The organism is Streptomyces sp. ISL-43, from assembly GCF_018614195.1.
Taxonomy (GTDB): domain Bacteria; phylum Actinomycetota; class Actinomycetes; order Streptomycetales; family Streptomycetaceae; genus Streptomyces.
Window position 1 is genome coordinate 37403 of record NZ_JAGGOT010000062.1, and the last position, 25655, is coordinate 63057.

Genomic DNA, 25655 nt, shown 5'->3' on the forward strand with positions numbered 1-25655 from the left:
CGGCGGGCAAGTCCCGCGGACCGGACGGCGGTCGACCGGACCGCGGCTGACCGGACTCCGGCGGTCAGGCCGCCCGGACCCGGTCCGCGGCGGCGGACGGGTCCGCGGCCGCCGGCACCCGCAGCCGGCTCACCCTCAGCCAGCCCGCCGCGGCCTTCGTCGCGGAGCCCAGCGCCAGGCCCCACGCGGCCCCGGACACGCCCCACACGGCGTACCCGCCCAGCAGGAGGGCGACCGACAGCAGCGAGAAGACGACCTGGAGCGAGAGCGTGGCCTTCGGGTTCAGCACCCGCAGGGTCAGCAGCGCGCACGTCCCCAGCCCCATGACCGCGTACTGGGCGCCCGTGGCGGGCAGCAGCGCGACCGCCCCCGCCCAGGTGTCGCCGAGCAGTTGACGGCCCAGCCGGTCGGGCAGCGCGTACAGCACGGCCCCCCACGCGGCGCCGGTCAGCGCCAGCGCGCCGCCCATCAGCGCGGTCAGCCGCACCACGCCCCGCTTCCCGCGTGCCCGGCCGACGACCGGCGGGCCGAAGGAGTTCGCGGAGTTCAGCAGCACGTTCAGCGGCCCGAAGAGGGTGGTGGCCCCGCGCAGCGCGCCCACGGCCAGCGGCGTCGCGAAGACGCCGAGGCCCAGGACGGCGAGCTGGCTGGAGCCGTTGCCCACCGCGAACTCGACCACGAACCGCTGCCCCAGGTGCCCGCGCCGCAGGTACGGCCGCACCCCCCGGACCAGCTCGGCGGCCCGTACCCCGCGCACCCGCGGCCGCAGCAGCCACAGGCCCAGCGCGAGCGCGGGCAGCGCCGAGACGCCCCACACCAGCACCAGCCGGCCCGCCGAGGCCCCTTCGGGCTGCAGCAGCAGCGCCGGGACCACGCAGGCGAGGCGTAGCGCGTCGGCGGCCAGGGCCCGCCCGGGCGTGCGCAGGGCGGAGAAGCAGTAGCGCAGCCCGTCCTGCAGGAGCACCAGGGGCAGTACGAGTCCCAGCGCGAGGAAGGCCCGTCCGGTGGCCCCGGGCAGCACCAGCCCCACGACGGCCAGGGCGGCCCCCACCGTCGCCGAGGCCACCCCGGTGAAGGCGAGGCCCGAGCGGCACGCCGTCGCGAGCCGCTCCTCGTCCTTCTCCAGCACCACGCTCTGGCCGACGTAGGCCATGTTCAGACCGAGGAGCACGCTGAAGGTCACGTAGACCATCGAGAAATCGGCGAAGCCGGCCGCCGAGGAGAGCCGGGCGGCCAGCACCAGCACCAGGATGTTCGTGGCGCTGGACGCGGCCTGGTCCAGAACCGAGGCGACCGCCGCGAGGCCGCGTCGGCTCACCGCCGGCCCGTGCGGACCGTACGCAGGGCGACCGTGTCGGTGCCGTCGCCCGGGATGTGGTGCGAGGCGTCGGCGGCCGCCACCTCGTACGGGATCGGCTGCGGTTCACGTCGTCGGGGCGGCGCTGGAGCGGGCTCCGGGGCCTCGGCGGCGGGCGCGCCGCCCTTGCGGAAGCTGCCGCGGCCGCGCTTCTCGCCCGGCAGCGGCGCGTGCAGCACCGCGCCCAGCACCGTGCCGCCGGCGCCGCTGATCAGCTCGCGGATGCGGGTCAGGTCGGTGCGGTGCACCGCACCGGGGTTGCAGACCACCAGGACCCCGTCGACGCGGTCCACGAGCGCGAGGGCGTCGGCGTAGGAGAGCACGGGCGGTGCGAGCACCACGACCGTGGAGTTGGGGGAGTCGGCCTCGGAGATCAGCCGGGTGGCGCGCGAAGAGGTCAGCGCGCGGGGCACGTTGCGCACGCGCTCGCCCGGGATCAGGTCGAAGGCGCCCGACTCCCCGGCGTCCACGACGAGCTGCCGTCCGTCGGGCCACTCGGTGTCCCCGTGCTGCGCACCGGCGGTGCCTTGGTTCTTGCTCCAGCGCGGCCGGCCGGCCGCGTCGGTCGGCAGCTGGCTGGCCAGCACCGGGGTGCGCAGGTCGGCCTCGATGAGCAGGACGTCCTTGCCGGTCTCCGCGAAGGAGGCGGCCAGGTTCACCGCCACGGCGGCGGCGATCTCGCTGCTGCCGCGCGGGGCGACCACGAGCAGTCGGCGCCGGTCGGCGAAGCGGGAGTCGTAGGCGAGCCGGAAGGCCACCGAGCGGAACTCCTCGGCCAGCCGGGGGTCCTCCTCGCCCGCCGCGAGCAGCGGCCCGCCGTCGGCCTTGCCCCGGGGCAGGGAGCCCAGCACGGGCGCGCGCAGGGCCCGGGCGACGTCGCCCTCGGAGCGCGGCGCCGGGTCGAAGACGAGCCGCACCCAGGCGGCGAGCAGGCCGAGCGCGAGACCCACGGCCGCGCCGAGCGCGAGCGACATGGCCAGGCCCGGGCCGTCGGCCCCGTGCGGCGGGACGGCCGCGCTGGTGACCCGGCCGGGGGTCATGTCCAGGGCCTGGAGCTTGGCGATGTTGCTGTTGAGGGTGTTGACCTTGCTCTGCTGGTCGGTCTTCGAGGAGTACGCCGCGTCGCGCGCCGGACCGGCGGGCATGCCGTTGATCTGCTTGACGAGCTCGTCGAGCTGCTTGGCCACCGGATCGCGCTGGTCCTGGTAGCCCTTGACCATCTTGTCGCGGGTGACGTCGAGGGCTTCCTGGCGCTTGAGCAGGTACGCCTCGGTCATCGCGTTGGCGCGCTTGGCGGCCACGGCGGGGGAGCTCGCGGTGTAGGTGAAGCGCAGCACCATCGACTGCGGTGGGTTGGTCACCTGCAGGCCGGCGCGCAGGGCGGCGAAGTCGGAGGCCGAGACGCGGAGCTTCTTCGCGGCCTCGTTGGCTATGGAGCTGGAGAGCGCGACCTGGCGCTCCGAGCCGATGTTGATCGCCTTGTCGGGGGCGAGGCTCGGGTTGAACGGGTCGTCGGTGGGCGCGCGCAGCACGATGTCGGCGGTGGCCACGTAGGTGTCCGCCGTGGAGACGCCGAGGTAGACCCCGCCGAGCAGGCCGATGCCCACGCCCGCTCCGATGAGCCGGCGGTAGCGCAGGAGCTGGCGGAACTGGTCCCGGAGCAGGTCCGGTTCGTCCTCGGCACCCGGCGCCGCCGGTCGGTTGGTCTCGATCACGGCCGGGGACCCCCAAGTGCTTCGTCCATCAGTGCGTCGATGCGGGCCAGGCCCGCCTCGCGGCTCAGGTGCGCCGCCACATGGCGCGGCCCGGCCGCGCCCAGAGCGTCCGCGCCCGCGGGGTCCTCGGCCAGGGCCCGTACGGCCTTCAGAAGGGCCTCCGGGTCCTCCGGCGGTACGAGCACTCCCGCGCCCGAGCGTTCCACTTCCTGGGCGGTGCCGCCCAGTGCCGCGACGGAGGCGACGACGGGACGGCCGGCCTGGAAGTACGAGGTCAGCTTGGACGGCACGCTCATGTCCATCACGGCGGCGTGCTGCGTGACCGCGAGCACGTCCGCCGCGGCGAGGATATCCGGGAACTCCCCGTCGGCGGCAGGGGGGATGATGTCGAGATTGGGGACGTCGGCCGCGAGGTCGGCGAGCGCCGAGCGCTGGCTGCCGTCGCCCATCAGGACGAAACGGACGCTCGGGTCCAGCCGGGCGGCGCCGATGAGGACCTCCAGCCCCTGCTTGAGCCCCATGTTCCCGGAGTGCAGCACGACGGTCTGGCCGGGCGCCCAGCCGAGGTGGTGCCGGGTGCGGCCGCGCGGCTTGGTGGGCAGCGCCACGTGGGACCAGTTGGGGACGAGCCGGATCTTCTTCGGGTCCACGCCCATGCCGACGACCCGGTCCACGAACGTCTCGTGGATGACGCCGACGAGGCCGGCGCGCCCGAGCACGTGAGCCTCGGCGCGCCCGGCCAGCGCGGCCGCCCTGTCGCCGCCGCTGATGCCGCTCTGTGCGGCGGCGGCGCCCATCAGGTCCTGGACGACGGGGACGAAGGGGACCTTCCAGCGCGCCGCCAGACGGGCGGCCAGCAGGCCGCCGGCCAGGCTCGGCATCTGGGCGAGCACGGCGTCCGGCTTCGCCATCCGGGGCGGGGCCACGGCGCCGTGCAGCAGAATCGATCCTTCGAAAAGGGCCCGCCGGACGGCGGTCTGGCGCGGCGGCACGGTGTGCGCGCGCCGGTGCACGGTGACCCCCGCGCGCCGTTCCGTGCGCCGTAGCGCCCCCTTGTACTCCGGCTCGAGGGACCAGGAGGGGTAGTGGGGCATGCCGGCGAGGACGTGGGTCTCGTGGCCGAGATCAGCCCAGTGCTCCGCGATCTGGGTGGCGTACGGGCCTATGCCCGTGTGCTCGGGGGCGTAATTCGTGGAAACCAGCAGTAGGCGTCGCTGACCGGTTTTCGACACTGGACGTCCCCTTCTTCCCCAGGATGATGCGCACGTCACCCTATTCGTTCATCAACGTGGTGCGGAACGTGCACGCTATTGTCTGCTAATCCGCCACACCGGGGGGTGTGGCCTCAGGGGGATAACAGATGACGGAGCGGGACATGTCCGAACTTACTGCGCCCGCGCGCAGACCGTACAAAATCGGCTATGCGCCAGGAGCGTACGATCTGTTCCATATCGGACATCTCAATATCCTCCGGCATGCCCGGAGTCAGTGTGACTACCTGGTGGCGGGGGTCGTTTCCGATGAAATGGCGGAAGTGGCCAAGGGGCGCCGCCCGGTGATACCGCTGGTCGAACGGCTTGAGATAGTCCGCAGCGTCCGATATGTGGATGCGGCGTTTGTGGAGACCGTCCCGGACAAAGTGGAAACGTGGCGGCAAGTTCGGTTCGATGTGATCTTCAAGGGCGACGATTGGCGCGGCACCCCCAAGGGCGACCGGTTGGAGAAGGACTTCGCCGCCCACGGAGTCGACGTCGTCTACTTCCCGTACACGGTGCACACCTCCAGCACCCAACTGCGCCGGGCCCTGGACGCGCTGGCGGAGCCGCCGGCCGCCGAACAGCGGGGCTGACCACCGGACGGCGGGGCCGGCCGCGACGGCGCCGGTCACCTCGGTAGGGCGTTCAGCTCCCGGAACCACTTCGTGAGGAACGCCAGCAGGAACAGCGTGGCGACGACGCCCATCCCCGCGTACGCCCAGCGGAACAGCTGCCCGCCGCCGAGCGCCAGGAACACCATGCAGAACACCCCGTAGTCCACGGGGAGCAGCGCCACCGCGCGCAGCTTCGACGGTGCGGCCGCGGGGCTGCCCGGGGCCGCCTTCGGCTTGAGCTTCTCGGTCAGCAGCCCCCCGAAAAAGGTGACGACCGAGGCGAACTGGAAGCCCAGAGGCACCAGCAGCCAGCCATCGCCCTCCGTTCCGTACGCCTGCGGGAAGCGGTAGAAGGCGATGAGCACGCAGGTATGCAGCGAGGTGAGCTTCGCGCAGTCCACGACGTGGTCCAGCCACTCGCCCGCCGGGCAGCCGCCTCCGCGCAGCCGGGCCAGCTGCCCGTCGGCGGAGTCGAAGGCGAAGCCGGCGGCGAGCAGGGCCCACACCATCACCCCCAGCCCCCACGAGGGCGCGGCCAGCGCGACGACGGCCGCCCCGGCGAAGCTCAGGGCGGCGCTGATCAGCGTCACCTGGTTCGGGGTGAGCCCGAGCACGTAGGACACGGCGGCCAGCAGCCGCCCCACGGGCCGGTTGACCCGTCGCGAATAGAGGGACACCCCCTTCGCCGACTTCTGCGCCCCGCGCAGCTCCCGCAGCGCGGTCCGGACACTCGCCATCGACACAACCCCTCGAACATCCGTCATGCGCATGTGCGTACGAAGGGCACATCATCGCAGGACGCGCGAGGGCTCCCGCCCGGGGCCGCCCAGACCTCCGCGCGGGGCTCTTGGAGGCCGGTGCGCGCCGGCCCCAGGGGGCGTCTAGCCCACGACCTTCAGCAGCAGCACCGACCGGGCCGGGACCGTCAGGACCTCGCCCCCGCGGTGGCGGGTGGCCGGGGCGTCCGCCTGGTCCTCCCGGGAGGTGTCCAGGACCAGCTCGTAGGCCGCCGCCCACGGCGCCCCCGGCAGCGACCACGCCACCGGCCCGTCCCCGGAGTGCAGCAGCGCCAGGAAGCTGTCGTCCGTCACCTGCCGCCCCCGCTCGTCGCGGCCCGGGATGTCCCGCCCCGACAGGTACAGCCCCACCCCGGCCGCCGGGGCGTACCAGTCCCGCTCGGTCATCTCCGCGCCCGCCGGGGTGAACCAGGCCAGGTCCCGCAGCCCGTCGGCCGCCTGCGAGCTCCCCGAGAAGAACGCCCGCCGCCGCAGCACCGGATGGCTCCGGCGCAGCGCCAGCAGCCGCCGGGCCAGCGTCAGCAGCCCCTGCCAGGAGGGATCCTCCAGCAGCGACCAGTCCACCCAGCTCGTCTCGTTGTCCTGGCAGTACGCGTTGTTGTTGCCGCCCTGCGTCCGGCCGAACTCGTCGCCCGCCACCAGCATCGGCACCCCGGTCGACAGCAGCAGCGTGGTCAGCAGGTTGCGCAGCTGCCGCCGGCGCAGCGCCGCGATCCGCGGGTCCGCGCCCTCGGGGGGCTCGCCCTCGGTCCCGCAGTTCCACGACCGGTTGTCATTGGTCCCGTCCCGGCCCGCCTCGCCGTTCTCCTCGTTGTGCTTGGACTCGTAGGACACCAGGTCGCGCAAGGTGAACCCGTCGTGCGCGGTGATGAAGTTGACCGAGGCGTACGGCCTGCGCCCGCCCCACGCGTACAGGTCGCTCGAGCCCGACAGCCGGTACCCGAGGTCCCGTACGTCGGGCAGCGCTCCCCGCCAGAAGTCCCGGACGGCGTCCCGGTAGCGGTCGTTCCACTCCGTCCACAGCGGCGGGAAGGCCCCGACCTGGTACCCGCCCGAGCCCACGTCCCAGGGCTCGGCGATCAGCTTCACCCGCCGCAGCACCGGATCCTGGGCGATCACCGCGAGGAACGGCGACAGCATGTCCACGTCGTGCATCGAGCGGGCCAGCGCCGCCGCCAGGTCGAAGCGGAAGCCGTCCACCCCCATCTCCGTCACCCAGTACCGCAGCGAGTCGGTGATCAGGCGCAGCACGTGCGGGCGCCCGGCGTGCAGGGTGTTCCCGCAGCCCGTGTAGTCCGCGTACCGGCGCTGGTCCGACTGGAGCCGGTAGTAGGCGCGGTTGTCGATGCCGCGCAGCGACAGCGTCGGGCCCAGCTCGCCGGCCTCCGCCGTGTGGTTGTAGACCACGTCGAGGATGACCTCGATCCCGGCCGCGTGCAGCGCCTTGACCATCCGCTTGAACTCGCCGACCTGCTGCCCGGCCGTACCGCTCGACGAATAGCCCGCGTGCGGGGCGAAGTAGCCGATCGAGTTGTAGCCCCAGTAGTTGCGCAGACCCCGGCGCAGCAGGTGGTCCTCGTGGGCGAACTGATGGACCGGCAGCAGTTCCACCGCCGTCACCCCGAGCCCGGTCAGGTGCTCGATCGCCGCCGGATGCGCGAGGCCCGCGTACGTGCCGCGCAGGTGCTCGGGGATGCCCGGATGGCGCATCGTGAAGCCCCGCACGTGCAGTTCGTAGATGACCGAGTCGGCCCACGGGGTCTTCGGCCGGACGTCGTCCGCCCAGTCGTCGTCATCGTGGACCACGACCCCCTTGGGGACGTGCGGCGCCGAGTCGCGGTCGTCGCGCACGGTGTCCGCGATGTACTGCTGCGGCCAGTCGCGGACGTGCCCGTACACCTCCGGCGGCAGCGTGAACTCCCCGTCCACGGCCCGCGCGTACGGGTCCAGGAGCAGCTTGGCCGGGTTGTAGCGGGCCCCCGTCCAGGGGTCCCAGCGGCCGTGCACCCGAAATCCGTACCGCTGGCCGGGGCGCACGTCCGGCAGGAACCCGTGCCAGATCTCGTGGGTCAGCTCCGTCAGCGCGCACCGGGTCTCGGTCCCGTCCGCCGCGAAGAGGCACACCTCCACCGCCTCCGCGCCCTGCGCCCACAGTGCGAAGTTGGTCCCCGCCCTGCCGTCCGGACCCTGATGGAACCGGGCCCCCAGGGGATGCGAGGACCCGGGCCACACCGGTGGCCCGGTACGGGTCCGCGCCCGGACCGGTTGGGGCGCGGCCGTCCGGCCGCTCCGTACCTCACCCGCGACGGCTTCCACCGTCTCTTGCTCGGCTGCGCTCGACACTGCCCGCCTCCACGGCTCTCGGTACCGGCAGGGGTGGGGAACGTGCGGCCCCGGCGTCCCGGCCCGGGCCCGCCCCCGTCTGGTCCTTCCCACTGTTCTGCCCGGACTGTTGTGCCTGGAACTCGAGCCGCGCCCACGTTTCCCTCGGAGGGGCCCCGTCGTTGGTGGGACGTGACTCTTCTGACGAGGCGGGCAGGGGCGGGATTGGCCGCCGTGGCGGCATGGGCGGGCCTCCTCGGAGGCCTGTCCGGATGCACCGAAGACGGCGGTTCCCCGATCGAGATCCAGCTGCCCGGCAAACCCCGGTCACCGGACGAGGCGATCCGGATCACCCCGGACGACAACGCCAAGGGCGTGCCGGCCGAGGGCCCGCTGACGGTCACCGTGCCCGAAGGCCGCCTGGAGCGGGTCGTGGTCACCAAGGTGGAGGACGCCCAGGAGGAGAAGGTGCCCGGCACCATCGCCGTCGACGGGCTCAGCTGGAGCCCCGACCCGGCCGCCGGACGGCTCGCGCTCGCGGCCAAGTACACCGTGGACGCGGTCGCGCTCGACGGGCACGACCGGCGCCAGGCCCGGCACACCACCTTCACCACCTATGTTCCCGAGGAGCGCTTCATCGGCTACTTCAAGCCCGAGAACCGTTCCACCGTCGGCACCGGGATGATCATCTCCTTCAACTTCAACCGGTCGATCGAACGCCGCGCCGATGTGGAGCGGGCCATCACCATCACCTCCGACCCGGCCGTGGAGGTGGCCGGCCACTGGTTCGGCGACGAGCGCCTGGACTTCCGGCCCAAGGAGTACTGGAAGCCCGGCACCGAGGTCACGGTCAAGATGAACCTGCGGGACGTCGAGGGCGCGCCCGGCTCGTACGGAATCCAGGACAAGACCCTGCGCTTCACCGTCGGCCGCTCCCAGATCTCCACCGTCGACGCGGCCGCGCACACCATGGAGGTCCGGCGCGACGGCGAGCTGCTGTCCACCGTGCCGATCACCGCCGGGGCCCCGAAGAACACCACGTACAACGGCAAGATGGTGGTCATGGAGCTCTTCGACGTGACCCGGATGAACGGGCAGACCGTCGGCTTCGGCGGCGAGTACGACATCCCCGACGTCCCGCACGCCATGCGCCTGACCCGTTCCGGGACCTTCCTGCACGGCAACTACTGGGCCAGCCCCGACACCTTCGGCTCCACCAACGCCAGCCACGGCTGCATCGGACTGCGCGACGACAAGGGCGGCGGCTCCGACACCCCGGCCGGCTGGTTCTTCGACCGGAGCCTGGTCGGGGATGTCGTGGAGGTCGTGAACTCGCAGGACAAGACGGTCGCCGCGGACAACGGGCTGGGCGGCTGGAACATGTCCTGGCCGGCCTGGGTCGCCGGCTCCGCCATCGGCTGACGTACCGCCACCGGCCGGGACCGCAGGGGCGATCCGTACACAGGGCCGCAGCAGTCGAGTGATTGTCGTACCGGATTGACGTAGTGCGCGAGTGTCGCTTCGTCCGCCGCGCCGAAACCCGCCTCCAGCCTGTACGGGCAGCGGTGCGGGGCAGGTCGGCAGGCAACGGACGGAGCGTCATGTCAGCAAGGAAGTGGACCCTCGGGCCCCTGGGGCTCGCCCTGGGAGCCGTCCTGGCGGCGGGCGCCCCCGCCGCCCTGGCGGCGCCTCCCGCACCGGGCCCCCGGCAGCAGCCGGCGCCGGCCCGGGAGGCCGCGGCCCTGCGGGCACCACTGCCGGGCGGGCTCGGCCCCTGCCTCGGGTCCCGGTGCCCCGAACGGTTCCCGCCGGTCGAGGTCGGCACCGACCCCAACGGCTACGACGAGGGCGTCAACATCTTCGTCGGCGCCGACTTCCTGGTCCGCGAGCGCGCCGCCGAGGCCGAGGGAAAAGTCGTCGTCCTCGGCACCTTCGACCAGAACAAGAACCTGGCGGAGGCCGGCGGCGGGTACGACATCGGCATCGTCGGCGCGGGCTCGCTGGTGCGGCCCCCGGCCGGCTCGGACTTCCTCACCACCGGCCGCGACGTCAGCATCGCCGCCGGCCAGCGGCTGATCTCCGACGGCGGCACCGTCCGCCACGCGGGCACCGCCCCCGGCCCCGGCACCGTCAGCGGCCCCCTGGTGTCCGACCCGGCCGCGACCGTGCCGTACGCCGGCCTGCGCGACGAGCTCACCGCGGCGAGCCGGTGCTACGCCCGGGTCGACGGCCGGCCGCGCCCGGCGACGGGAACCGCCGTCAACCGGGACGGCTCCACCGTCTTCACCGGGGACGGCAGGTCCCCGCTGCAGGTCTTCAACGTGGACTTCGACATGGTCGGCGCGACCGGCGGCGCCATCGGCATCCGCTTCGCGCAGATCCCGGCCGACGCCACCGTCCTCGTCAACGTCCTGGGCGCCGGCCGCACGCTCAGCACCTTCAGCGGCAGCATCAACGACACCGGGCCGTCCGCCGACCCGTGGAACGGCTACCGCACCCGGCTGCTGTGGAACTTCCCGGACGCCACGGCCGTCCAGCTGACCGGCAGCGGGCAGTTCCAGGGCAGCGTGCTCGTCGGCGAACAGGCCTCGCGGACCACCGTCACCCTGCCCGGGACGAACGGCCGCTTCTTCACCACGGGCGAGCTCGTCCACACCAGCGGCCGAGGCGGCGGCCAGGAGCTCCACGCCTACCCCTTCGACGGCGACCTGCCGGACTGCGGGGAGCCGGACCCGGCCGAGGGCCAGGTCTCCGTCCTGAAGCAGGACACCGCGGGCGGGCCGCTGGCCGGCGCCACCTACGAGCTGTGGCGCGAGACCAACGGCGCCGCCGGAGCCCAGTTCACCGGCCCCGGCGCCGACACCAAGGTCGCCGACTGCGTCACCCCGGCGAGCGGCGTCTGCTCCCGCACCGTCCCGCTCGGCACGTACTACTGGCGCGAGACGAAGGCACCGGACGGGTACGAGCTCGCGCAGGACGCCGTCGCCGAGCTGACGCTGACCGCACGGAACGCCTCCGCCGGCGCGCGCGCCCGGATGAGCGACGCGAAGGTCCCGGGGAGCGCCGAGGTGGTGCTCTGGAAGTCCGAAAAGGACACCGGGGTGCTCCTGCCGGGCGCCCGCTTCGAGTTGTGGCGCGAGAGCAACGACACCGCGGGCCTGCAGTCCGGCGGAGCCACACCGGACGAGAAGCTCGAAGGCTCCTGCACGACGGACGCGCAGGGCAGCTGCACGGTCCAGCTGCCGGTCGGGGAGCGGTACTACTGGCGGGAGACCCAGGCGCCGGCAGGCTACGACCTGCCGGCGGACACGGTCACGGCCTTCGACCTCGACGAGGGCGACGTACGGACGGGCATCGTCGTCAACGTCCCCAACGACAGGCGCGAGGAGCCCGGGTACACCGGGTCGATCAAGGTCCTGAAGAAGGACGCGAAGACGAAGCGCCCGCTGCGCGGCGCCGTCTTCGAGGTGTGGCGGGAGACCAACGACACCCAGGGTCTCCAGACCCGCGGCATCAACGCCGACCGCAAGGTCTCGGAGGGCTGCGCGACCGACCGGGCCGGGGTGTGCGAGTTCCCGCGCCTGGAGGAGGGCTCGTACTACGTGGTCGAGACGGCCGTCCCCGAGGGCTACGTGCTTGTGCCGAACCGGGTCACGGGTCCGCTCCACCTGGACGGGCAGACCCCGGACCACCGCCTGGTGGTCACCTTGCAGAACAAGCGTGACGACCACGGCAAGGGGAAGGGCAAGGGCCGGAAGCCGCGTCCGGCCACCGGCTGACCCGCGGTGCCCCCGACCGGACCTGACGGCCCGCCCGCCCGCCGCGCCGGCGGGCGGGCAGGCGGGTAGGCCGGTCGGGTGGGTCCGCGCCGACCCCAACGCGGCCGGCGCCTGCCCCGTCCGCCCGCACCGGGTGACCTGCGTGGACCTGGAGCGGCAGCTGCTCTGGGTACAGCGCGGCAGCGCCGTCGTCTTCCCGCCGGTCCCCGTCCGCACCGGCCGCGACGACGAGGAGACCCGCCCCGGCCGGCACGAGGTCTACTGGCGCAGCGAGGACCACAAGTCCACGCTCTACGACGACGCCCCCATGCCCTACTGATTCCCGGCGTGTCCCGACTCTTGGGACGGAACGGTGACATGCTCGTACCATCCCGTGATCCCCCCATGTGATTTCCTGGCAGGAAGCGCGCGACTGTCCGCGCGCGGGGGACATGGGGAGAACGAGAGTGAACCTGCAGCCGATACGCGGCCGCGTCCGCACCGGCCTGCCGGCCCTCCTGCTGGGCGCGGCCCTGCTGCTGACGAGCGCTTGTAGCAGCGGAGGCAACGGCGGTGGCGCCGGCGGGAGCGGCGGCACGGACGGTGGCGCCGGCACGACCGGTACCGAGGCGTCCAAGGCGGTCGTGAGCGTCAAGCCGGACGACGGGTCCAAGGAGGTCGCCACCAGCGGCGTCCTCAAGATATCGAGCACCGGCGGCAAGCTCAGCACGGTGACGGTCGCCGACACCAAGGGCAACGCGGTGGAGGGCAAGCTCGCCGAGGACGGCGCGAGCTGGGAACCCGCCCGCAACCTCGCCTCCGCCACCGAGTACAAGGTGCACGCGGTCGCCAAGGACGAGGCCGGCCGCGAGTCGGCCAAGGACACCACCTTCACCACCCTCACCCCGGTGAACACCTTCATCGGCCACTACACGCCCGAGGACGGCTCGACCGTCGGCGTGGGCATGCCGGTCTCGATCAACTTCACCCGCGGCATCACCAACCCCGAGGCCGTCGAGAAGGCCATCACGGTCACGGCCGAGCCGGCCGTTCCGGTCGAGGGCCACTGGTTCGGCAACGACCGCCTCGACTTCCGCCCCGAGAAGTACTGGGCCGCGGGCACCACGGTCACCGTGAAGCTCGCGCTCGACGGGGTCGAAGGCCGCCCGGGGGTCTACGGCAAGCAGACCCGTACGGTCACCTTCAAGGTCGGCCGCTCCCAGGTCACCACCGTCGACGCAGCCGAGCACGACATGCAGGTCGTCCGCGACGGCCAGGTGGTCAAGAACATCCAGATCACCGCCGGCGCCCCCTCGAACACCACGTACAACGGGCAGATGGTCATCAGCGAGAAGTACAAGGTGACCCGGATGAACGGCGCCACCGTCGGCTTCGGCGGCGAGTACGACATCTCCGACGTCCCGCACGCGATGCGGCTGACGACCTCGGGCACCTTCGTCCACGGCAACTACTGGGCCTCGTCCGGCACTTTCGGCTCGGAGAACGTCAGCCACGGCTGCGTGGGTCTCAAGGACGTCCGCGGCGCGGGCGACGGCAACCAGCCCGCCGCCTGGTTCTTCAACGAGTCGCTGATCGGCGACGTGGTCATCGTGAAGAACTCCAAGGACAAGACGGTCGCCCCCGACAACGGCCTCAACGGCTGGAACATGGACTGGGCGGAGTGGATCAAGTAATCCGCCCTCCCTCGGAGTAGAGGCCGCGCCCGGTGCTGTGACCCACGGCGCCGGGCGCTCCCGCGTTAACCGGCGCTAACCTTCCCGTATGACCATCTCTCTCGAAGTCTCCGAAGGCGTCGGCGTCATCCGTCTGGACCGGCCGCCCATGAACGCCCTGGACATCGCCACCCAGGACCGGCTGCGCGAGCTCGCGGTGGAGGCGACGGACCGGGCGGATGTCCGTACGGTCGTCATCTACGGCGGCGAGAGGGTGTTCGCGGCGGGCGCGGACATCAAGGAGATGCAGACGATGGACCACGCGGCCATGGTCGCCCGGTCCCGCGGACTGCAGGACGCCTTCACCGCGGTGGCGCGGATCCCCAAGCCCGTCGTCGCCGCGATCACCGGCTACGCCCTGGGCGGCGGTTGCGAACTGGCGCTGTGCGCCGACTACCGGATCGCCGCCGAGAACGCGAAGCTCGGCCAGCCCGAGATCCTGCTCGGCCTGATCCCGGGCGCGGGCGGCACCCAGCGGCTCTCCCGGCTGATCGGCCCCTCCAAGGCCAAGGACCTCATCTTCACCGGCCGCATGGTCAAGGCAGACGAGGCACTCGCCCTCGGCCTCGTGGACCGGGTCGTGCCCGCCGCCGAGGTGTACGAGCAGGCGCACGCCTGGGCCGCCAAGCTCGCGCAGGGCCCGGCCCTCGCGCTGCGTGCCGCGAAGGAGTGCGTGGACGCGGGTCTGGAGGCCGACATCGACACCGGGCTGACCATCGAACGGGGCTGGTTCGCGGGCCTGTTCGCCACCGAGGACCGCGAGCGCGGGATGCGCAGCTTCGTCGAAGAGGGGCCGGGCAAGGCCAAGTTCCTCTAGTTCCTGTGGTTCTTCTACGGGTGGACCGCGGCCGCGGGCCGTCTGCGCGGCCGGGTCCTCCCTGTGGGTGGATTAGCCAGGCCTTAAGGGAACCTTAAGACGAAAAGCTGATCCACTCAGCGTGATCACCGCTTAGCGGTACGTCACCGCAGGTCAGGACGGTGCCGTCGGCTTCCGCTTGCCGAACGCATATGCCGGAGCACCCCCTTGGAATCCATGATTCCAGGGGGTGTTTTCCTCTGGAACGGCCCGGAGGGCCCTGCCGGCCGTCCATGATGGGTGCATGGCGGGTCTGGAGGGTGTGGAACAGCCGCGGCAGCGCAGCAGCGCTTCCGCCGTACGGCTCACGGCGGCCCTGGAGGACGAACAGGCCCTCGAGGCGCTGGAGTTGTACGGCAACCCGGCCGAGGCGGAAGTGACGCTGCCGTCCATGCCCGAGTCGGCGAGCACCGCCCGCCGGCTCACCCAGTGCGTGGTGGTGCGCCTTTGGGGCCTCTCGCCGCAGATCGCCGAGCATGCCGTGCTGCTGGTCTCCGAGCTCGTCGGCAATGCCGTCCGGCACACCGGGGCCCGGTCCTTCGGTTTACGGATGCTCAGGCGCCGGGGCTGGATCCGCGTCGAGGTGCGCGACCCCTCGCGCGGACTGCCCTGCCTGATGCCGGTGCACGAGATGGACACCACCGGCCGGGGGCTGTTCCTCGTCGACAAGCTCTCGGACCGCTGGGGCGCGGACCTGCTGCCGCGCGGCAAGATCACCTGGTTCGAGATGCGCGTGGCCGACCGCTGAAGCGCTTCGGAAACACAGAAACCCCCTGTCGCCTCTGGTGGGGCGTTGCGGGGGTTTCATGGGTGTGCCGAGGATCGAAGGGGGTGTGATCCTCGGCAGGGGGCTTCGCTCGGGTCAACGGGAAGCCGTGATTCCGACTATGGCAGACGAGGGACCAAATGCCAAAAGTCCCAAGTTGGACATAAGTGTGCATATCCTAAGAGTTTCCACCTAAATCTTAGGTGAGATGGGCCACTGGCCTCGTAATCATTGAATAAGTATCCACTGCTCTGCGTGAATCGTTGATCACATAGCGGACGGGGTCCCCGTTGGGCGGGGCCCGTCGAAGGTCCTGAAATGGGTCAATCATTACCCAGGCGGGCATCCACCCCTTAAATGGGCAGGTGCTCTGCTACCCGGACCGCCGATCCGCTCTCCGTGCCGGCGCGGCGGTCGCCGCCGGCGCCCTCACCGCCGCCTGCGCCGCGGACTCCCGTACCTCCTCCGCGCCCCCCGCCCCGTCCGCGCCCCCCGCGAAGGCCGCGCCGGACAGGGCGGCGGCCGCGGCCAAGGCCGCGCCGGCGCCGCGCCGGTTCGCCGGGCAGCCCGTGGAGATCGGGCACGGTCCGCGCGGCCGCCCGGACGTCGCGCTCACCTTCCACGGCAACGGCGACCCCGCCATCGCCAAGGCGGTGCTCGCGGAGGCGGAGCGGGCGGGCGCGCGGGTCACCGTACTGGCCATCGGCGCCTGGCTCGACGCCCACCCGGAGATGGCCCGCCGGATCCTGGACGGCGGCCACGAGCTCGGCAACCACACTCAGCGCCACCTCGCGATCAACACGATGCCCGAGGCCCAGGCGTACGCCGAGATCACCGGCTGCGCCGACCGGCTCAAGCGGCTGACCGGGTCGATCGGCACCTGGTTCCGGCCGTCCCAGACCCAGTACGCCACCCCGCTGGTGCGAAAACTGGCCCAGCGGGCCGGCTACCCGCACGTCCTCTCCTACGACGTGGACTCCCTCGACTTCACCTCGCCCGGTGCCGCGGCCGTCATCCGCACCGTCATCGGGACGATCCAAGGCGGATCGGTGGTGAGCCTGCACTTCGGCTACGCGGACACGGTCGACGCGATGCCGCCCCTCCTCGAAGAACTCGCGCGCCGCGAACTGCGCGCGGTGACCACCACGGAGCTGCTGACCCCATGACGACCACCCGCCTTCCCCGCAAGGCCACCGTGCTGCTGGCCGGTCTGGTCCTCGCCGCCCTGACCGGCTGCGGGAAAGCCGACAAGGGACCCGCCGAGGCACTCGGCACGAAGGGGCCCGCCGTGCCCGCCAAGATCGCGCCGGCCGTGCCGCCGGGCCTGGCCGGGATGCCGCCGCTCCTCGATCCGAACGACGTGTACGCGGCCGACCGGCCGAACAGACTCTCCCCGGTGGTCAAGGACTTCCCGTCACGCGTCTACGTGCCGAACACCAACTCCAACACGGTGTCCGTCATCGACCCGGTGACGTACAAGGTCATCGACACCATCCCGGTCGGCGTCCAGCCCCAGCACGTGGTCCCCTCCTGGGACATGAAGACCCTCTGGGTCAACAACAACCGGGGCCACACGCTCACCCCGATCAACCCGGCCACCGGCGAGGCCGGCAAGCCCGTCGAGGTGCACGACCCGTACAACCTGTACTTCACGCCCAACGGCAAGTACGCGGTGGTCATGGCGTCGATGGACAAGGAACTGGTCTTCCGTGATCCGCACACGATGGACCGCGTGAAAACCGTCCCAGTGACCTGTTTCGGCGTCAATCACGCGGACTTCTCCGCGGACGGCCGCTACTTCATCGTGAGCTGCGAGTTCTCCGGTGAACTGCTCAAGGTCGACACCGAGAAGATGGAGGTCATCGGCCAGCAGAAACTGCCGTTCGAGGGCGCGATGCCACAGGACGTCAAGGTCTCGCCGGACGGAAAGACCTTCTACGTCGCGGACATGATGGCGCACGGCATGTGGGTGCTCAGTGGAGACAAGTTCGAGACCCCCAAGCTGCTGCCCACCGGAAAGGGCTGCCACGGTCTGTACGTCAGCCGCGACTCCAAGGAGATGTACGTCTCCAACCGGGGCGAGGGGTCCGTGTCCGTCTTCGACTTCACCCAGAACAAGCTGACGAAGAAGTGGGAGCTGCCCGACGGCGGCAGCCCCGACATGGGCGGCGTGTCGGCCGACGGCAAGGTGCTGTGGCTCTCGGGCCGCTACAACTCCGAGGTCTACGCGATCGACACCACGACCGGCAATCAGCTCGCCAAGATCCCGGTGGGCGGCGGCCCGCACGGCCTCGCCGTGTACCCGCAGCCCGGCCGCTACTCGCTCGGCCACACCGGCATCTTCCGGTAGGGGAACCGGGTCCGCGGACGCGGTAGTGCCCCGGGAGCTCGCACAGCCCCCGGGGCACGCTCACGCGCTCACCGTCACCAGGCGACGGGGAGCCGCTCCGGGAGTCGCTTGATGAAGCCGGTCCGCCACACGAGGTTCTCCGCCGGTACCGCGAGGCGCAGGTCGGGCAGCCGCTCGACCAGCACCTCCAGCGCGATCTCGGCGTGTGCCCGGCCCAGCGCGGAAGCCGGGCAGAAGTGCCGGCCGGCGCCGAAGGCGAGGTTGGCGTTGGTGCCCTCGCGCTCCAGGTCGAGCTCGTCCGGGTTCTCGAAGGCCTCCGGGTCGAAGTTGGCGCCCTCCAGCAGGACGAGGACGAGTTCGCCCTCCTTGACCAGCACGTCGCCGACCTGGATGTCCGCCATCGCTATGCGCGGCAGGCCGTCGCCGACGGACAGGTTCCAGCGCAGCAGTTCGTCGACGGCCTTGCCCATGCGCTCCGGGTGCTTGCGGAGGTACCCGATGAGCTCGGGCTTCTGCAGCAGTGCGAGGACCGCGAGGGTCAGGAAGGCGGAGGTGGAGACCGCGCCGGCCCCGAAGAGGGAGACGGCGACGGTGGCGAACATGTCGTCGGTCAGGTGCGCCGACTCCGGGTCCGCCTCCTTCAGCTCGGCGAACTTGCCGAGGAGCCCCGTACGCTCCTCGGCGGGCAGTGCGAGCTGGGCCTTCAGTTGGTCGACGAAGTACCCGACGTCCTTGTACCAGTTGAGCGCCGAGTCGGCGAACGGCTCGCGCGCGGTCATGAACGCGACGTCCAGCCCCGACATCAGCCGCCGCCAGTCCTCGAACGGCACGCCCAGCACCTGGCAGTGCATGGCCGCCGAGAAGGGGTCGGCGAAGCCCGCCCGCAGGTCCGCGGGTCCCCCCTCGGCCACGATCCGGTCGATGAGCTCGCCGGCCTTCGCGCGCAGCCAGTCCTGCAGGCCCTTCTGGCGCGGGTTGAGCGCCTTCATGACCGCGTTGCGCAGTCCGGCGCTGTTGATGTTGCCCATGTTGTTGACGACCTCGGGCGGGATCGTCAGCGCGTACTGGCGGGGGACGCCGGCGTTCGCCGTGTCCTTGAGGCTGAAGCGCTCGTCCTCCAGCACCTGCTTGGCCAGCGCGTAACTGCTCACCAGCCAGGCCGGGTCCCCGGTGAGGGTACGGACCTTGGCGACCGGCGCCTTCTCGCGCAGCCAGGTGCACTCCTCGGGGAGCACGTCACCGCGCCGCGAGAGCGGGAAGTCGAGGAGGGCCCCACCGGTCCGCTCGGTGCCCTCAAGCTGCTCGACGCTCATCGACGGTCCCTTCGACTGGTGCGGTGTTCTTGTGCGTGTTCGGGTTGCTCTGAGCCATTTCGGCCGCCTCGGGCCTTACGACGGCATAGGCCTGGTTCCTCGTCGCGCGCAGTCCCCCTCCGCGCGCGAAGAGGACATCGGTCATCGGCATCTTGACGTGGTAGGCCGCCACCGAGGACGGCACGTCGAGAATGCTCGGGGTGTCCACGAAGAAGGGCAGCTCGGCCGCCATGTAATCGAAACACACCTGCAACTGCGCGTCGGTGATGGATTCACCTTCCTGCAACTTGGAGCCGACAAAATGCAAGGCCATTTCCTCGCAGCCCTTGCGGAATTCGTCGTCGGTCTCCAGGAAATGGAGCACGCGCCTGTGTAGAAGTTGGTAGACGGGGTTCGCCTGGAACTCGGAAAGTGCCCTCACTCGGATCTCGGCATGGGAGGTTCCTGATTCCTCCACGCCCTTGAGAATCCGCCGCCGGACTGCCTTTATTTCCTTCGTCGCACGCTTCTCCGCATGTTCCCGGGTGTAGCCGAAGGCGGCGAACATCCGGTCGACGTGGAGGTCCGCGTAGACGAAGTCGACCTGCGCGAAGCGGGTCGTGGCCCATCGGGCGAGGCTCGTGATGCGCTCGGAGCTGAAGTAGCTGTTTCCGGGACTCACTCCGATGAGCACATGGTCGCCGTCTTCCCAGATATGGCGGCAGGTGCGGGTGAAGGGCAGAACTTCGAATGATGCGTCAGCTGTGATCGTCACCTGTGTGATCGCCCTTGTTGCCGCTGGTCCCTGGGAGCCCTGCGCTCCCGGTGTGGCGGCAATGTCGGTACGTTATGCCGTGATCCCGGAGCGTGACAAGTGGGGGCCGGAATTGTTGGCTGGAATTATCGCTTCCGCGTTACGGAAGAGTAATCGGATATCTATCTGCCGCTCGAACGGGACCCGGGGCGTGAGGGGCATCGCCATGCCGCTACCCTGAGCCGGTCAACAAGCACCAAGAAGGGGTGGACCCAGTGGCGGACATCGAGAGCGCACGGACGACGTTCGGCAAGTTCGACGTGAACGGTGACGGCTTCGTGACGGCCGACGAGTTCCGTTCGGCGATGGCGGAGATGGGCGACCCGTTCGTCACCGGCCCGGTCGCGGAGGCCGTGATCGCCTCCAAGGACGCGAACGCCGACGGCCTGCTGAGCTTCGACGAGTTCTGGGCCTCCCTGAACAAGTAAGCCCCCGCGCCGCCCCCAGGCCCTGCCGCCCGCGTGCCGGGCCGGGGGCGCGCGTCAGCTCTGCGGGCCGGCCATGCCCTCCACCTCGGCGAGGGCCTCCTCCAGCCAGCGGAGCCAGAAGGTCTCCAGCCCGATCCCCGCGTGCAGCACGAGCCGGCGCAGCCGGTCCTCGTCCGCGTCCCGGCCGGCCGGGAAGTCCTTCTCCTCGATGCCCCCGTACACGGCCAACTGCGAGCGGTGCAGCTCCAGATGGCGCCGCAGCTCCTCGCCCAGGCCCTGCGTCCCGACCACCGCCGCCGCCCGGATCCGCAGCAGCAGGGGATCGCGCACCGGCTTCGGGTCGTGGCTCTCCCCGACCCACCGGGCCAGCTCCCCGCTGCCCGCGGCCAGCACCTCGTACTCCTTCTTCTGCCCCCGCACGGGCACCGCGCTGGGAAGCGCCCGGATCAGCCCGGCGTCCTCCAGCCGGCCGAGCTCGCGGTAGATCTGCTGGTGCGTCGCGGACCAGAAGTACCCGATCGACTTGTCGAACCGCCGGGTCAGCTCCAGCCCCGACGAGGGCTTCTCGAGCAGGGCGGTGAGGATGGCGTGCGGGAGCGACATGCGCCCATCCTAGGTTTGCGGGAGCCCGAGCACCGCGATCGGCTGCGGGGACGGCACCCGCCGCCTGTCCGGGGGCGTCGGACCTGTCTACCGCCAGGCGGCCAGCGCTTCCGGAATGCGGGGGCCGGGGGAGTCGGCGTCGAGGAGGCCGTGCGCGCGCAGGAAGGACGTCACCGCCGGGGACCAGGCCTGGCGCAGGCCCGCCGAGGCGAGGAGGTCCGGGTCCGAGAGGAGGGTCCGCGCCGGGCCGAAGCGGATGCCCGGCGGGGTCAGGACCGCCGCGTCGTCGGCCCAGCGGACCGCCAGGTCCACGTCGTGGGTGGCCATGACCACCGTCGTGCCGGAGGCCTGGAGGCCCGCGAGGACGGCCAGCAGCCGCTCCTGGCCGTCCGGGTCCAGGCCGGCCGTCGGCTCGTCCAGGATCAGCACGCGCGGCGCCATCGCCACCGCCCCCGCGATCGCCGCGCGCTTGCGCTGGCCGTAGGACAGGAGGTGCGTGGGGCGGTCCCGGAGCCCGGTGATGTCCAGCGCGTCGAGCGCCGAGTCCACCCGGGCGCGGACCTCCGGCTCGGGCAGCCCCAGGTTCATCGGGCCGAAGGACACGTCCTGTTCGACCGAGGCCGCGAACAGCTGGTCGTCCGGGTCCTGCACCACGAGCTGGACGGACGTGCGCAGCCGGGTCAGGCCGGCGCGGTCGTACGCGACCGCCGTGCCGTCGAGCCGCAGCGCGCCCGTGCCGGGCCGCAGGCCCCCGCTCAGCAGCCGCATCAGCGTGGTCTTGCCGCTGCCGTTGCGGCCCAGCAGGACCAGCGCCCGGCCCGGCGCGATGGCGAAGTCGACGCCGCTCAGCACCGCCGGGCCGTCCTCGTAGGCGTAGCCCGCGCCGGCCAGTTCCACCAACGGGTTCACAGGTAGAGCCCCTCGGCTATATGCATGAGTGGGGAGACCTCTCCAGCACCTCGTGGATGGACAACGTGCCCCGGCCGGTCTCCTGGCTCACGGGTGCTGATGTCCTGTCTCCGCCTTCCCGGGCAGCGCGGAACCTCCCGCGCAGCCCAGTGGCTTTCCCGCAGGAGTGGAGCCGGACTTCCCGATCACAGTGGCGAGGGCCGCACCGGTTTTCCACCGGTTTCCCGAACACCAAGGCCCGATGACCTAGTCGCCCGGACGGACCAGTAACAACCCGCCCCAATCCGTACGGACGCGGTCCGGTGGCCGGCCCGGACGGCGGCGGCGAGGGTGGGGGAGTGGCTGCCGACTTCGACTACTCCGACCTGACCGCCGTCTACGTCAACTGCACGCTCAAGCGCTCGCCCGAGCCCAGCAACACCGAGGGCCTGATCGACAAGAGCCGCGCCGTGATGGAAGCGGCCGGCGCCCGGACCTCGCTCATCCGGGCCGTCGACCACGACATCGCCACCGGTGTCTGGCCCGACATGACCGACCACGGCTGGGAGAGCGATCAGTGGCCGGTCCTCTACAGCCAGATCATGGACGCCGACATCCTCGTGCTGTGCGGCCCGATCTGGCTCGGGGACAACAGCTCGGTGATGAAGCAGGTCATCGAGCGGCTCTACGCCTGCTCCTCGATCCTGAACGAGCAGGGCCAGTACGCCTATTACGGGCGCGTCGGCGGGGCGCTGATCACGGGCAACGAGGACGGCGTCAAACACTGCGCCATGAACATCCTCTACAGCCTCCAGCACCTCGGCTACGCGATCCCGCCGCAGGCCGACGCCGGCTGGATCGGCGAGGCCGGGCCCGGGCCCTCGTACCTGGACCCCGGCTCCGGCGGTCCCGAGAACGACTTCACCAACCGCAACACGGCCTTCATGAGCTGGAACCTGATGCACCTGGCCGCCCTGCTCAAGCGGTCCGGCGGGATGCCGGCGCACGGCAACCAGCGCTCCCTGTGGGACGCGGGCTGCCGCTTCGACTTCCCGAACCCCGAACACCGCTGAGTCGCAGCCCCCTTCCGCTACACCGGTACCTCGGCCAGCGACGACTCCAACTGCGCCAGCAGCGGCCGCGCGTTCATCCTGCGGCAGCTCGACAGGGCCTCCTCCAGCACGGCCCGGGCCGCCGGGGCGTCGCCCGAAGCCAGCAGCGCGCGGGCCAGCGGCGGCACGGCCAGCGCCCGCACCAGGCTCTGCCCCGACCGGCGGCCCAGCTCGTCGGCCTCCCGCAGATGGCGCAGGGCCCCTCCGTGTCCCCGCGGTCCTGGGCGATCCGGCCGAGCCCGATCCGGGCCGCGCTCTGCCCGGCCAGGTCCCCGGACCCGACGGTGAAGGCCAGCACCTCCCCGAAGCCCGCCTCCGCCTCGTCCAGCCGGCCCAGCAGCCGGTGGGCGTCGGCGACCCAGCGCAGCATGCACATCCGGGGCCAGGCCGCGCCGCCCAGCACGGCGACGGCCAGTGCCTCGCGCAGCACCTCCAGGGCGCGCCCGGTCTCGCCGCGCGCGAGCAGCACCTGGCCGATGCCGCGCAGCGCGTGGGCCTGGCCGTAGCGGTCCCCGGCCGCCTCGAAGACGGGCGCGATGCGGCGGCAGCGCCGGGCCGCCTCGCCGAGCCGGCCCTGGATCCGGTCGAGGTAGGAGAGCAGCCAGCCCGCGTACGCCGCCCCGTGCGCGTCCCCGAGCTCCTCGAACAGCGCCTCGCCCGTGGTGAGCATCGCCCGGGCCGGGCCCCACTCCTCGCGGCAGGTCCGCAGCCGGCCCAGCCCGACCAGCAGCACCGCCTCGCCCGTGCGGTCGCCCGCCGCGCGGGCCGCCGCGAGCCCCGCCTCCTGGACGACCTGCCAGCCGGCCAGGTCGCTGCGGAGGTCGAAGAGGTACTCGCCGCCGGCCGCGAGCTCCCAGCAGGCGTACGGGTCCACCCGCGCGGCCTGCCGCACGGTGGCGACCAGCGCGTCCCGCTCGGCGCCGAGCCAGCGCACCGGGTCGGCACGCGGCCCGGAGAGCACCGCCGGGTCGGGGACCCGGGCGGCCGTGCGGCCGCCGAGCCCGGGGTAGTCCAGGCCTTGGTGGGCGCGCCGGCCCTCCCGTACGAGCGCCACCCAGCAGGCGAGGACCCGGCGTGGCACCGCCTCGTCCCGCGGGGCGAGCTCCCGCCCGAAGGCGCGGACCAGGTCGTGCATGCGGTAGCGCGGCCGGCCCGTCCCGTCCGGGCCGGAGGCCTCCAGCAGGTGGGCCGCCGTCAGGGCGTCGAGCGCCTCCTCGGCGGCCCGCAGGGGCCGGTCCAGGACGGCGGCCGCCGTCCAGGCCGCGTAGTCGGGGGCGTCGAGCAGCGCGAGGCCGCGCAGCAGCGCCCGCGCGTCGGCCGGGAGCGCGCGGTAGCTGAGCCGCAGTCCGGCCCGCACCCCGTCGAGCACGTCCAGCCGGGCCCGCTCGTCCTCCAGCCGGGCCACCAGGTGGGCCAGGCCCCGGTGGGGGAGCGCGGCCAGCTCGGCGCCGACGACGCGCAGCGCGAGCGGGAGCCGCCCGCACAGCCGCACCAGCTCCCGGGCCGCCCGCGCCTCGGCGGCGACCCGCTCCGGGCCGGCGGCCAGGGCGAGGAGGGCGAGCGCGGCCGGCTCGTCGAGGAGCGGGAGCGCGAGGGCGACCCGCCGCTCCAGCCCGCCCAGCCGGTACCTGCTGGTGACCAGCACGCCCCCGCCCGTCCCCGGCAGCAGGGGCCGAACCTGGTCCGCTCCCGCCGCGTTGTCGAGCACCACCAGTACCCGCCGGTCCGCCAGCAGGCTCCGGAACAGGGCCGCGCGCTCACCCGGATCGGCGGGAACTGCCGGACCGTCGACGCCAAGGGTGCGCAGGAACCCGGCCAGCACCTCGGCCGGATCCGCCGCGCCGGCCGGATCGGCGCCGCGCAGGTCCACGTACAGCTGGCCGTCGGGGAACTCCCCGCGCAGCCCGTGCGCGACCCGCAGCGCGAGCGCGGTCTTCCCGATCCCGGGTGCCCCGGTGACGACGCAGACCACGGCGGTGCCGGCGCGCAGCCCGCGCCGCAGCGCCTCCACCTCCCCGTCCCGTCCCGTGAGCGCCCCGGGCCCGGCGGGCAGTTGAGCGGGCCGCAACCACCCTGCGGCCCGCTCGGCCGGGGGTGAGGGCGGACGGCGCAGCGCGGGGGCGTCGGCGAGGATCGCCGCCTGCAGGGACGCCAGCTCCGACCCCGGGTCCAGGCCCGCCTGCTCCGCCAGCCGACGCCGGGCCGCGGCATACGCGGCCAGGGCCTCGCCGCGCCGCCCCGAGCGGTGGAGCGCCAGCATGTACAGCTCCACCAGCCGCTCCCGCAAGGGGTGTTCGGCGCACAGTTCCGACAGCTCCGCGCACACCCGTGCGTGCCGGCCGAGCGCGAGGTCCGCGGCCAGCGCGTGCTCCACGCAGTCGAGCCGCTCCTGGGCCAGCCGGGCCGACGCGGCTTCGAAGACCCGCCCCCGGAGCCCGGCCAGCGCCACCGGACCCCGCCACAACTCCAGCGCCCGTCCCAGCAGTCGGCGGGCCTCGCCCGGGTCGTGGCGGGCCGCCTCTCCCGCTCGGCGCAGACGCGCGAAGTCCCGTACGTCGATCTCCGCCGCGTCCGCCGCCAGGGCGAAACCTGCCTCCGTGCGCGCCACCGCCACGCCGGCGCGCCGCAACGCCCCGGCCGTGTTCTGCAGTTGCTCGCGCGCCGTCGCCGGCGGGTCGTCCCACACCGCCGCCGCCAGCCCGGCGACCGGGACCACCCGCCCCGCCTCCAGCGCCAGCGCCGCCAGCACCCGCCGCCCGCGCGGCCCGCCCGTCGCGAGCGGGACGCCGTCCAGGGTGATGCCGACCGGGCCCAGCAGTGAGAAGACGAGGGTCATCGCGGACTCCCTGACACTGCGTCGAGGACGGATGGACGACGGATGGGCGGCCGGTGGGCCGCGATCGTAACGTCTGGCCACCCGGCCGGAGCAGGGGTGCCACACATTCCGCTCCGGCCAGGGAGCGCCGGGGCGCACCCCACCTCCCCGCGCCCCGG

General features: G+C 72.4%; 21 protein-coding genes and 1 riboswitch. Of the genes, 11 read left to right on the forward strand and 10 right to left on the reverse strand.

The features are described from left to right. Positions 1–64: 64 nt before the first annotated feature. Genes J7F03_RS32025 through J7F03_RS32035 form a run of 3 tightly spaced genes read right to left on the reverse strand, consistent with a single transcriptional unit; the run spans position 65 to position 4274 of the window. Entirely contained in the window at positions 65–1318 is a 1254-nt protein-coding gene (locus J7F03_RS32025) for a hypothetical protein (RefSeq protein WP_214955732.1), read from the reverse strand. After that, complete coding sequence (locus J7F03_RS32030) at positions 1315–3072, reverse strand: lipopolysaccharide biosynthesis protein (protein ID WP_214955734.1); 1758 nt, start codon at positions 3070–3072, stop codon at positions 1315–1317. The genes J7F03_RS32025 and J7F03_RS32030 overlap by 4 nt, the downstream gene beginning before the upstream one ends. After that, positions 3069–4274 (reverse strand): glycosyltransferase, encoded by a 1206-nt coding sequence (locus J7F03_RS32035; protein WP_214955884.1) that lies wholly within the window; start codon positions 4272–4274, stop codon positions 3069–3071. Before J7F03_RS32035 ends, J7F03_RS32030 begins: the two co-directional genes overlap by 4 nt. Positions 4275–4432: 158 nt before the next feature. On the opposite strand from J7F03_RS32035, the gene J7F03_RS32040 reads away from it, so the two are divergent. Next, entirely contained in the window at positions 4433–4921 is a 489-nt protein-coding gene (locus J7F03_RS32040; protein WP_251072800.1) for an adenylyltransferase/cytidyltransferase family protein, read from the forward strand. Positions 4922–4956: 35 nt separating this feature from the next. Here the strand turns inward: J7F03_RS32040 and J7F03_RS32045 are convergent, their stop codons facing one another. After that, a complete protein-coding gene (locus tag J7F03_RS32045; RefSeq protein ID WP_214955736.1) occupies positions 4957–5679 on the reverse strand; it encodes a CDP-alcohol phosphatidyltransferase family protein in 723 nt (240 codons plus the stop codon). A gap of 144 nt (positions 5680–5823) precedes the next feature. Beyond that, positions 5824–8082 (reverse strand): glycogen debranching protein GlgX, encoded by a 2259-nt coding sequence (gene glgX, locus J7F03_RS32050; protein ID WP_214955738.1) that lies wholly within the window; start codon positions 8080–8082, stop codon positions 5824–5826. A 180-nt stretch (positions 8083–8262) separates the two neighbouring features. On the opposite strand from glgX, the gene J7F03_RS32055 reads away from it, so the two are divergent. The 8 genes from J7F03_RS32055 (at position 8263) to J7F03_RS32090 (ending at position 17524) form a co-directional block, all read left to right on the forward strand. Beyond that, positions 8263–9483 carry an Ig-like domain-containing protein gene (locus J7F03_RS32055; RefSeq protein WP_214955886.1) on the forward strand — a complete coding sequence of 407 codons (1221 nt, stop codon included), beginning with the start codon at positions 8263–8265 and terminating at the stop codon, positions 9481–9483. Between the two features lie 179 nt (positions 9484–9662). Then, entirely contained in the window at positions 9663–11840 is a 2178-nt protein-coding gene (locus J7F03_RS32060) for a choice-of-anchor A family protein (protein WP_214955740.1), read from the forward strand. A 142-nt stretch (positions 11841–11982) separates the two neighbouring features. Next, positions 11983–12159, forward strand: coding sequence for a hypothetical protein (locus J7F03_RS32065; RefSeq protein ID WP_374104419.1), 177 nt, complete (start codon positions 11983–11985; stop codon positions 12157–12159). 133 nt (positions 12160–12292) lie between these two features. Beyond that, entirely contained in the window at positions 12293–13513 is a 1221-nt protein-coding gene (locus tag J7F03_RS32070; RefSeq protein WP_251072810.1) for an Ig-like domain-containing protein, read from the forward strand. Positions 13514–13601: 88 nt separating this feature from the next. Continuing rightward, the gene (locus J7F03_RS32075) at positions 13602–14369 is read left to right on the forward strand and encodes an enoyl-CoA hydratase/isomerase family protein (RefSeq protein ID WP_214955744.1); all 768 of its coding nucleotides are present in this window, start codon (positions 13602–13604) and stop codon (positions 14367–14369) included. 283 nt (positions 14370–14652) lie between these two features. Then, the gene (locus tag J7F03_RS32080; RefSeq protein ID WP_214955746.1) at positions 14653–15156 is read left to right on the forward strand and encodes an anti-sigma regulatory factor; all 504 of its coding nucleotides are present in this window, start codon (positions 14653–14655) and stop codon (positions 15154–15156) included. 383 nt (positions 15157–15539) lie between these two features. Continuing rightward, entirely contained in the window at positions 15540–16340 is an 801-nt protein-coding gene (locus J7F03_RS32085) for a polysaccharide deacetylase family protein (RefSeq protein ID WP_214955748.1), read from the forward strand. Continuing rightward, a complete protein-coding gene (locus tag J7F03_RS32090) occupies positions 16337–17524 on the forward strand; it encodes a YncE family protein (RefSeq protein WP_214955750.1) in 1188 nt (395 codons plus the stop codon). Before J7F03_RS32085 ends, J7F03_RS32090 begins: the two co-directional genes overlap by 4 nt. Positions 17525–17598: 74 nt before the next feature. On the opposite strand, the gene J7F03_RS32095 is transcribed toward J7F03_RS32090, so the two are convergent. Beyond that, on the reverse strand, positions 17599–18837 hold the full coding sequence (locus J7F03_RS32095) for a cytochrome P450 (RefSeq protein ID WP_214955752.1): 1239 nt from the start codon (positions 18835–18837) through the stop codon (positions 17599–17601). Then, positions 18818–19591 carry a tRNA-dependent cyclodipeptide synthase gene (locus J7F03_RS32100; protein WP_214955754.1) on the reverse strand — a complete coding sequence of 258 codons (774 nt, stop codon included), beginning with the start codon at positions 19589–19591 and terminating at the stop codon, positions 18818–18820. The genes J7F03_RS32095 and J7F03_RS32100 overlap by 20 nt, the downstream gene beginning before the upstream one ends. Positions 19592–19845: 254 nt before the next feature. Between J7F03_RS32100 and J7F03_RS32105 the strand changes: the two genes are divergently transcribed. After that, positions 19846–20058 carry an EF-hand domain-containing protein gene (locus J7F03_RS32105; RefSeq protein ID WP_214955756.1) on the forward strand — a complete coding sequence of 71 codons (213 nt, stop codon included), beginning with the start codon at positions 19846–19848 and terminating at the stop codon, positions 20056–20058. A 54-nt stretch (positions 20059–20112) separates the two neighbouring features. Here J7F03_RS32105 and J7F03_RS32110 read toward each other — a convergent pair whose 3' ends face one another. After that, positions 20113–20661 carry a PadR family transcriptional regulator gene (locus J7F03_RS32110; RefSeq protein WP_214955758.1) on the reverse strand — a complete coding sequence of 183 codons (549 nt, stop codon included), beginning with the start codon at positions 20659–20661 and terminating at the stop codon, positions 20113–20115. Between the two features lie 87 nt (positions 20662–20748). Then, the gene (locus J7F03_RS32115; RefSeq protein ID WP_214955759.1) at positions 20749–21570 is read right to left on the reverse strand and encodes an energy-coupling factor ABC transporter ATP-binding protein; all 822 of its coding nucleotides are present in this window, start codon (positions 21568–21570) and stop codon (positions 20749–20751) included. 54 nt (positions 21571–21624) lie between these two features. Continuing rightward, positions 21625–21843: riboswitch (cobalamin riboswitch) on the reverse strand. A 65-nt stretch (positions 21844–21908) separates the two neighbouring features. Between J7F03_RS32115 and J7F03_RS32120 the strand changes: the two genes are divergently transcribed. Next, the gene (locus J7F03_RS32120; RefSeq protein ID WP_214955760.1) at positions 21909–22622 is read left to right on the forward strand and encodes a flavodoxin family protein; all 714 of its coding nucleotides are present in this window, start codon (positions 21909–21911) and stop codon (positions 22620–22622) included. A 73-nt stretch (positions 22623–22695) separates the two neighbouring features. Here J7F03_RS32120 and J7F03_RS32125 read toward each other — a convergent pair whose 3' ends face one another. Further along, complete coding sequence (locus J7F03_RS32125) at positions 22696–25497, reverse strand: BTAD domain-containing putative transcriptional regulator (protein ID WP_214955761.1); 2802 nt, start codon at positions 25495–25497, stop codon at positions 22696–22698. Positions 25498–25655 lie beyond the last annotated feature (158 nt).

Coding starts and splice junctions, on each gene's coding strand:
- J7F03_RS32060 (WP_214955740.1), top strand. CDS start 9,663: ATGTCAGCAAGGAAGTGGACCCTCGGGCCCCTGGGGCTCGCCCTGGGA.
- J7F03_RS32095 (WP_214955752.1), bottom strand. CDS start 18,837: ATGAGCGTCGAGCAGCTTGAGGGCACCGAGCGGACCGGTGGGGCCCTC.
- J7F03_RS32045 (WP_214955736.1), bottom strand. CDS start 5,679: ATGGCGAGTGTCCGGACCGCGCTGCGGGAGCTGCGCGGGGCGCAGAAG.
- J7F03_RS32075 (WP_214955744.1), top strand. CDS start 13,602: ATGACCATCTCTCTCGAAGTCTCCGAAGGCGTCGGCGTCATCCGTCTG.
- J7F03_RS32080 (WP_214955746.1), top strand. CDS start 14,653: ATGGCGGGTCTGGAGGGTGTGGAACAGCCGCGGCAGCGCAGCAGCGCT.
- J7F03_RS32110 (WP_214955758.1), bottom strand. CDS start 20,661: ATGTCGCTCCCGCACGCCATCCTCACCGCCCTGCTCGAGAAGCCCTCG.
- J7F03_RS32090 (WP_214955750.1), top strand. CDS start 16,337: ATGACGACCACCCGCCTTCCCCGCAAGGCCACCGTGCTGCTGGCCGGT.
- J7F03_RS32040 (WP_251072800.1), top strand. CDS start 4,433: ATGACGGAGCGGGACATGTCCGAACTTACTGCGCCCGCGCGCAGACCG.
- J7F03_RS32125 (WP_214955761.1), bottom strand. CDS start 25,497: ATGACCCTCGTCTTCTCACTGCTGGGCCCGGTCGGCATCACCCTGGAC.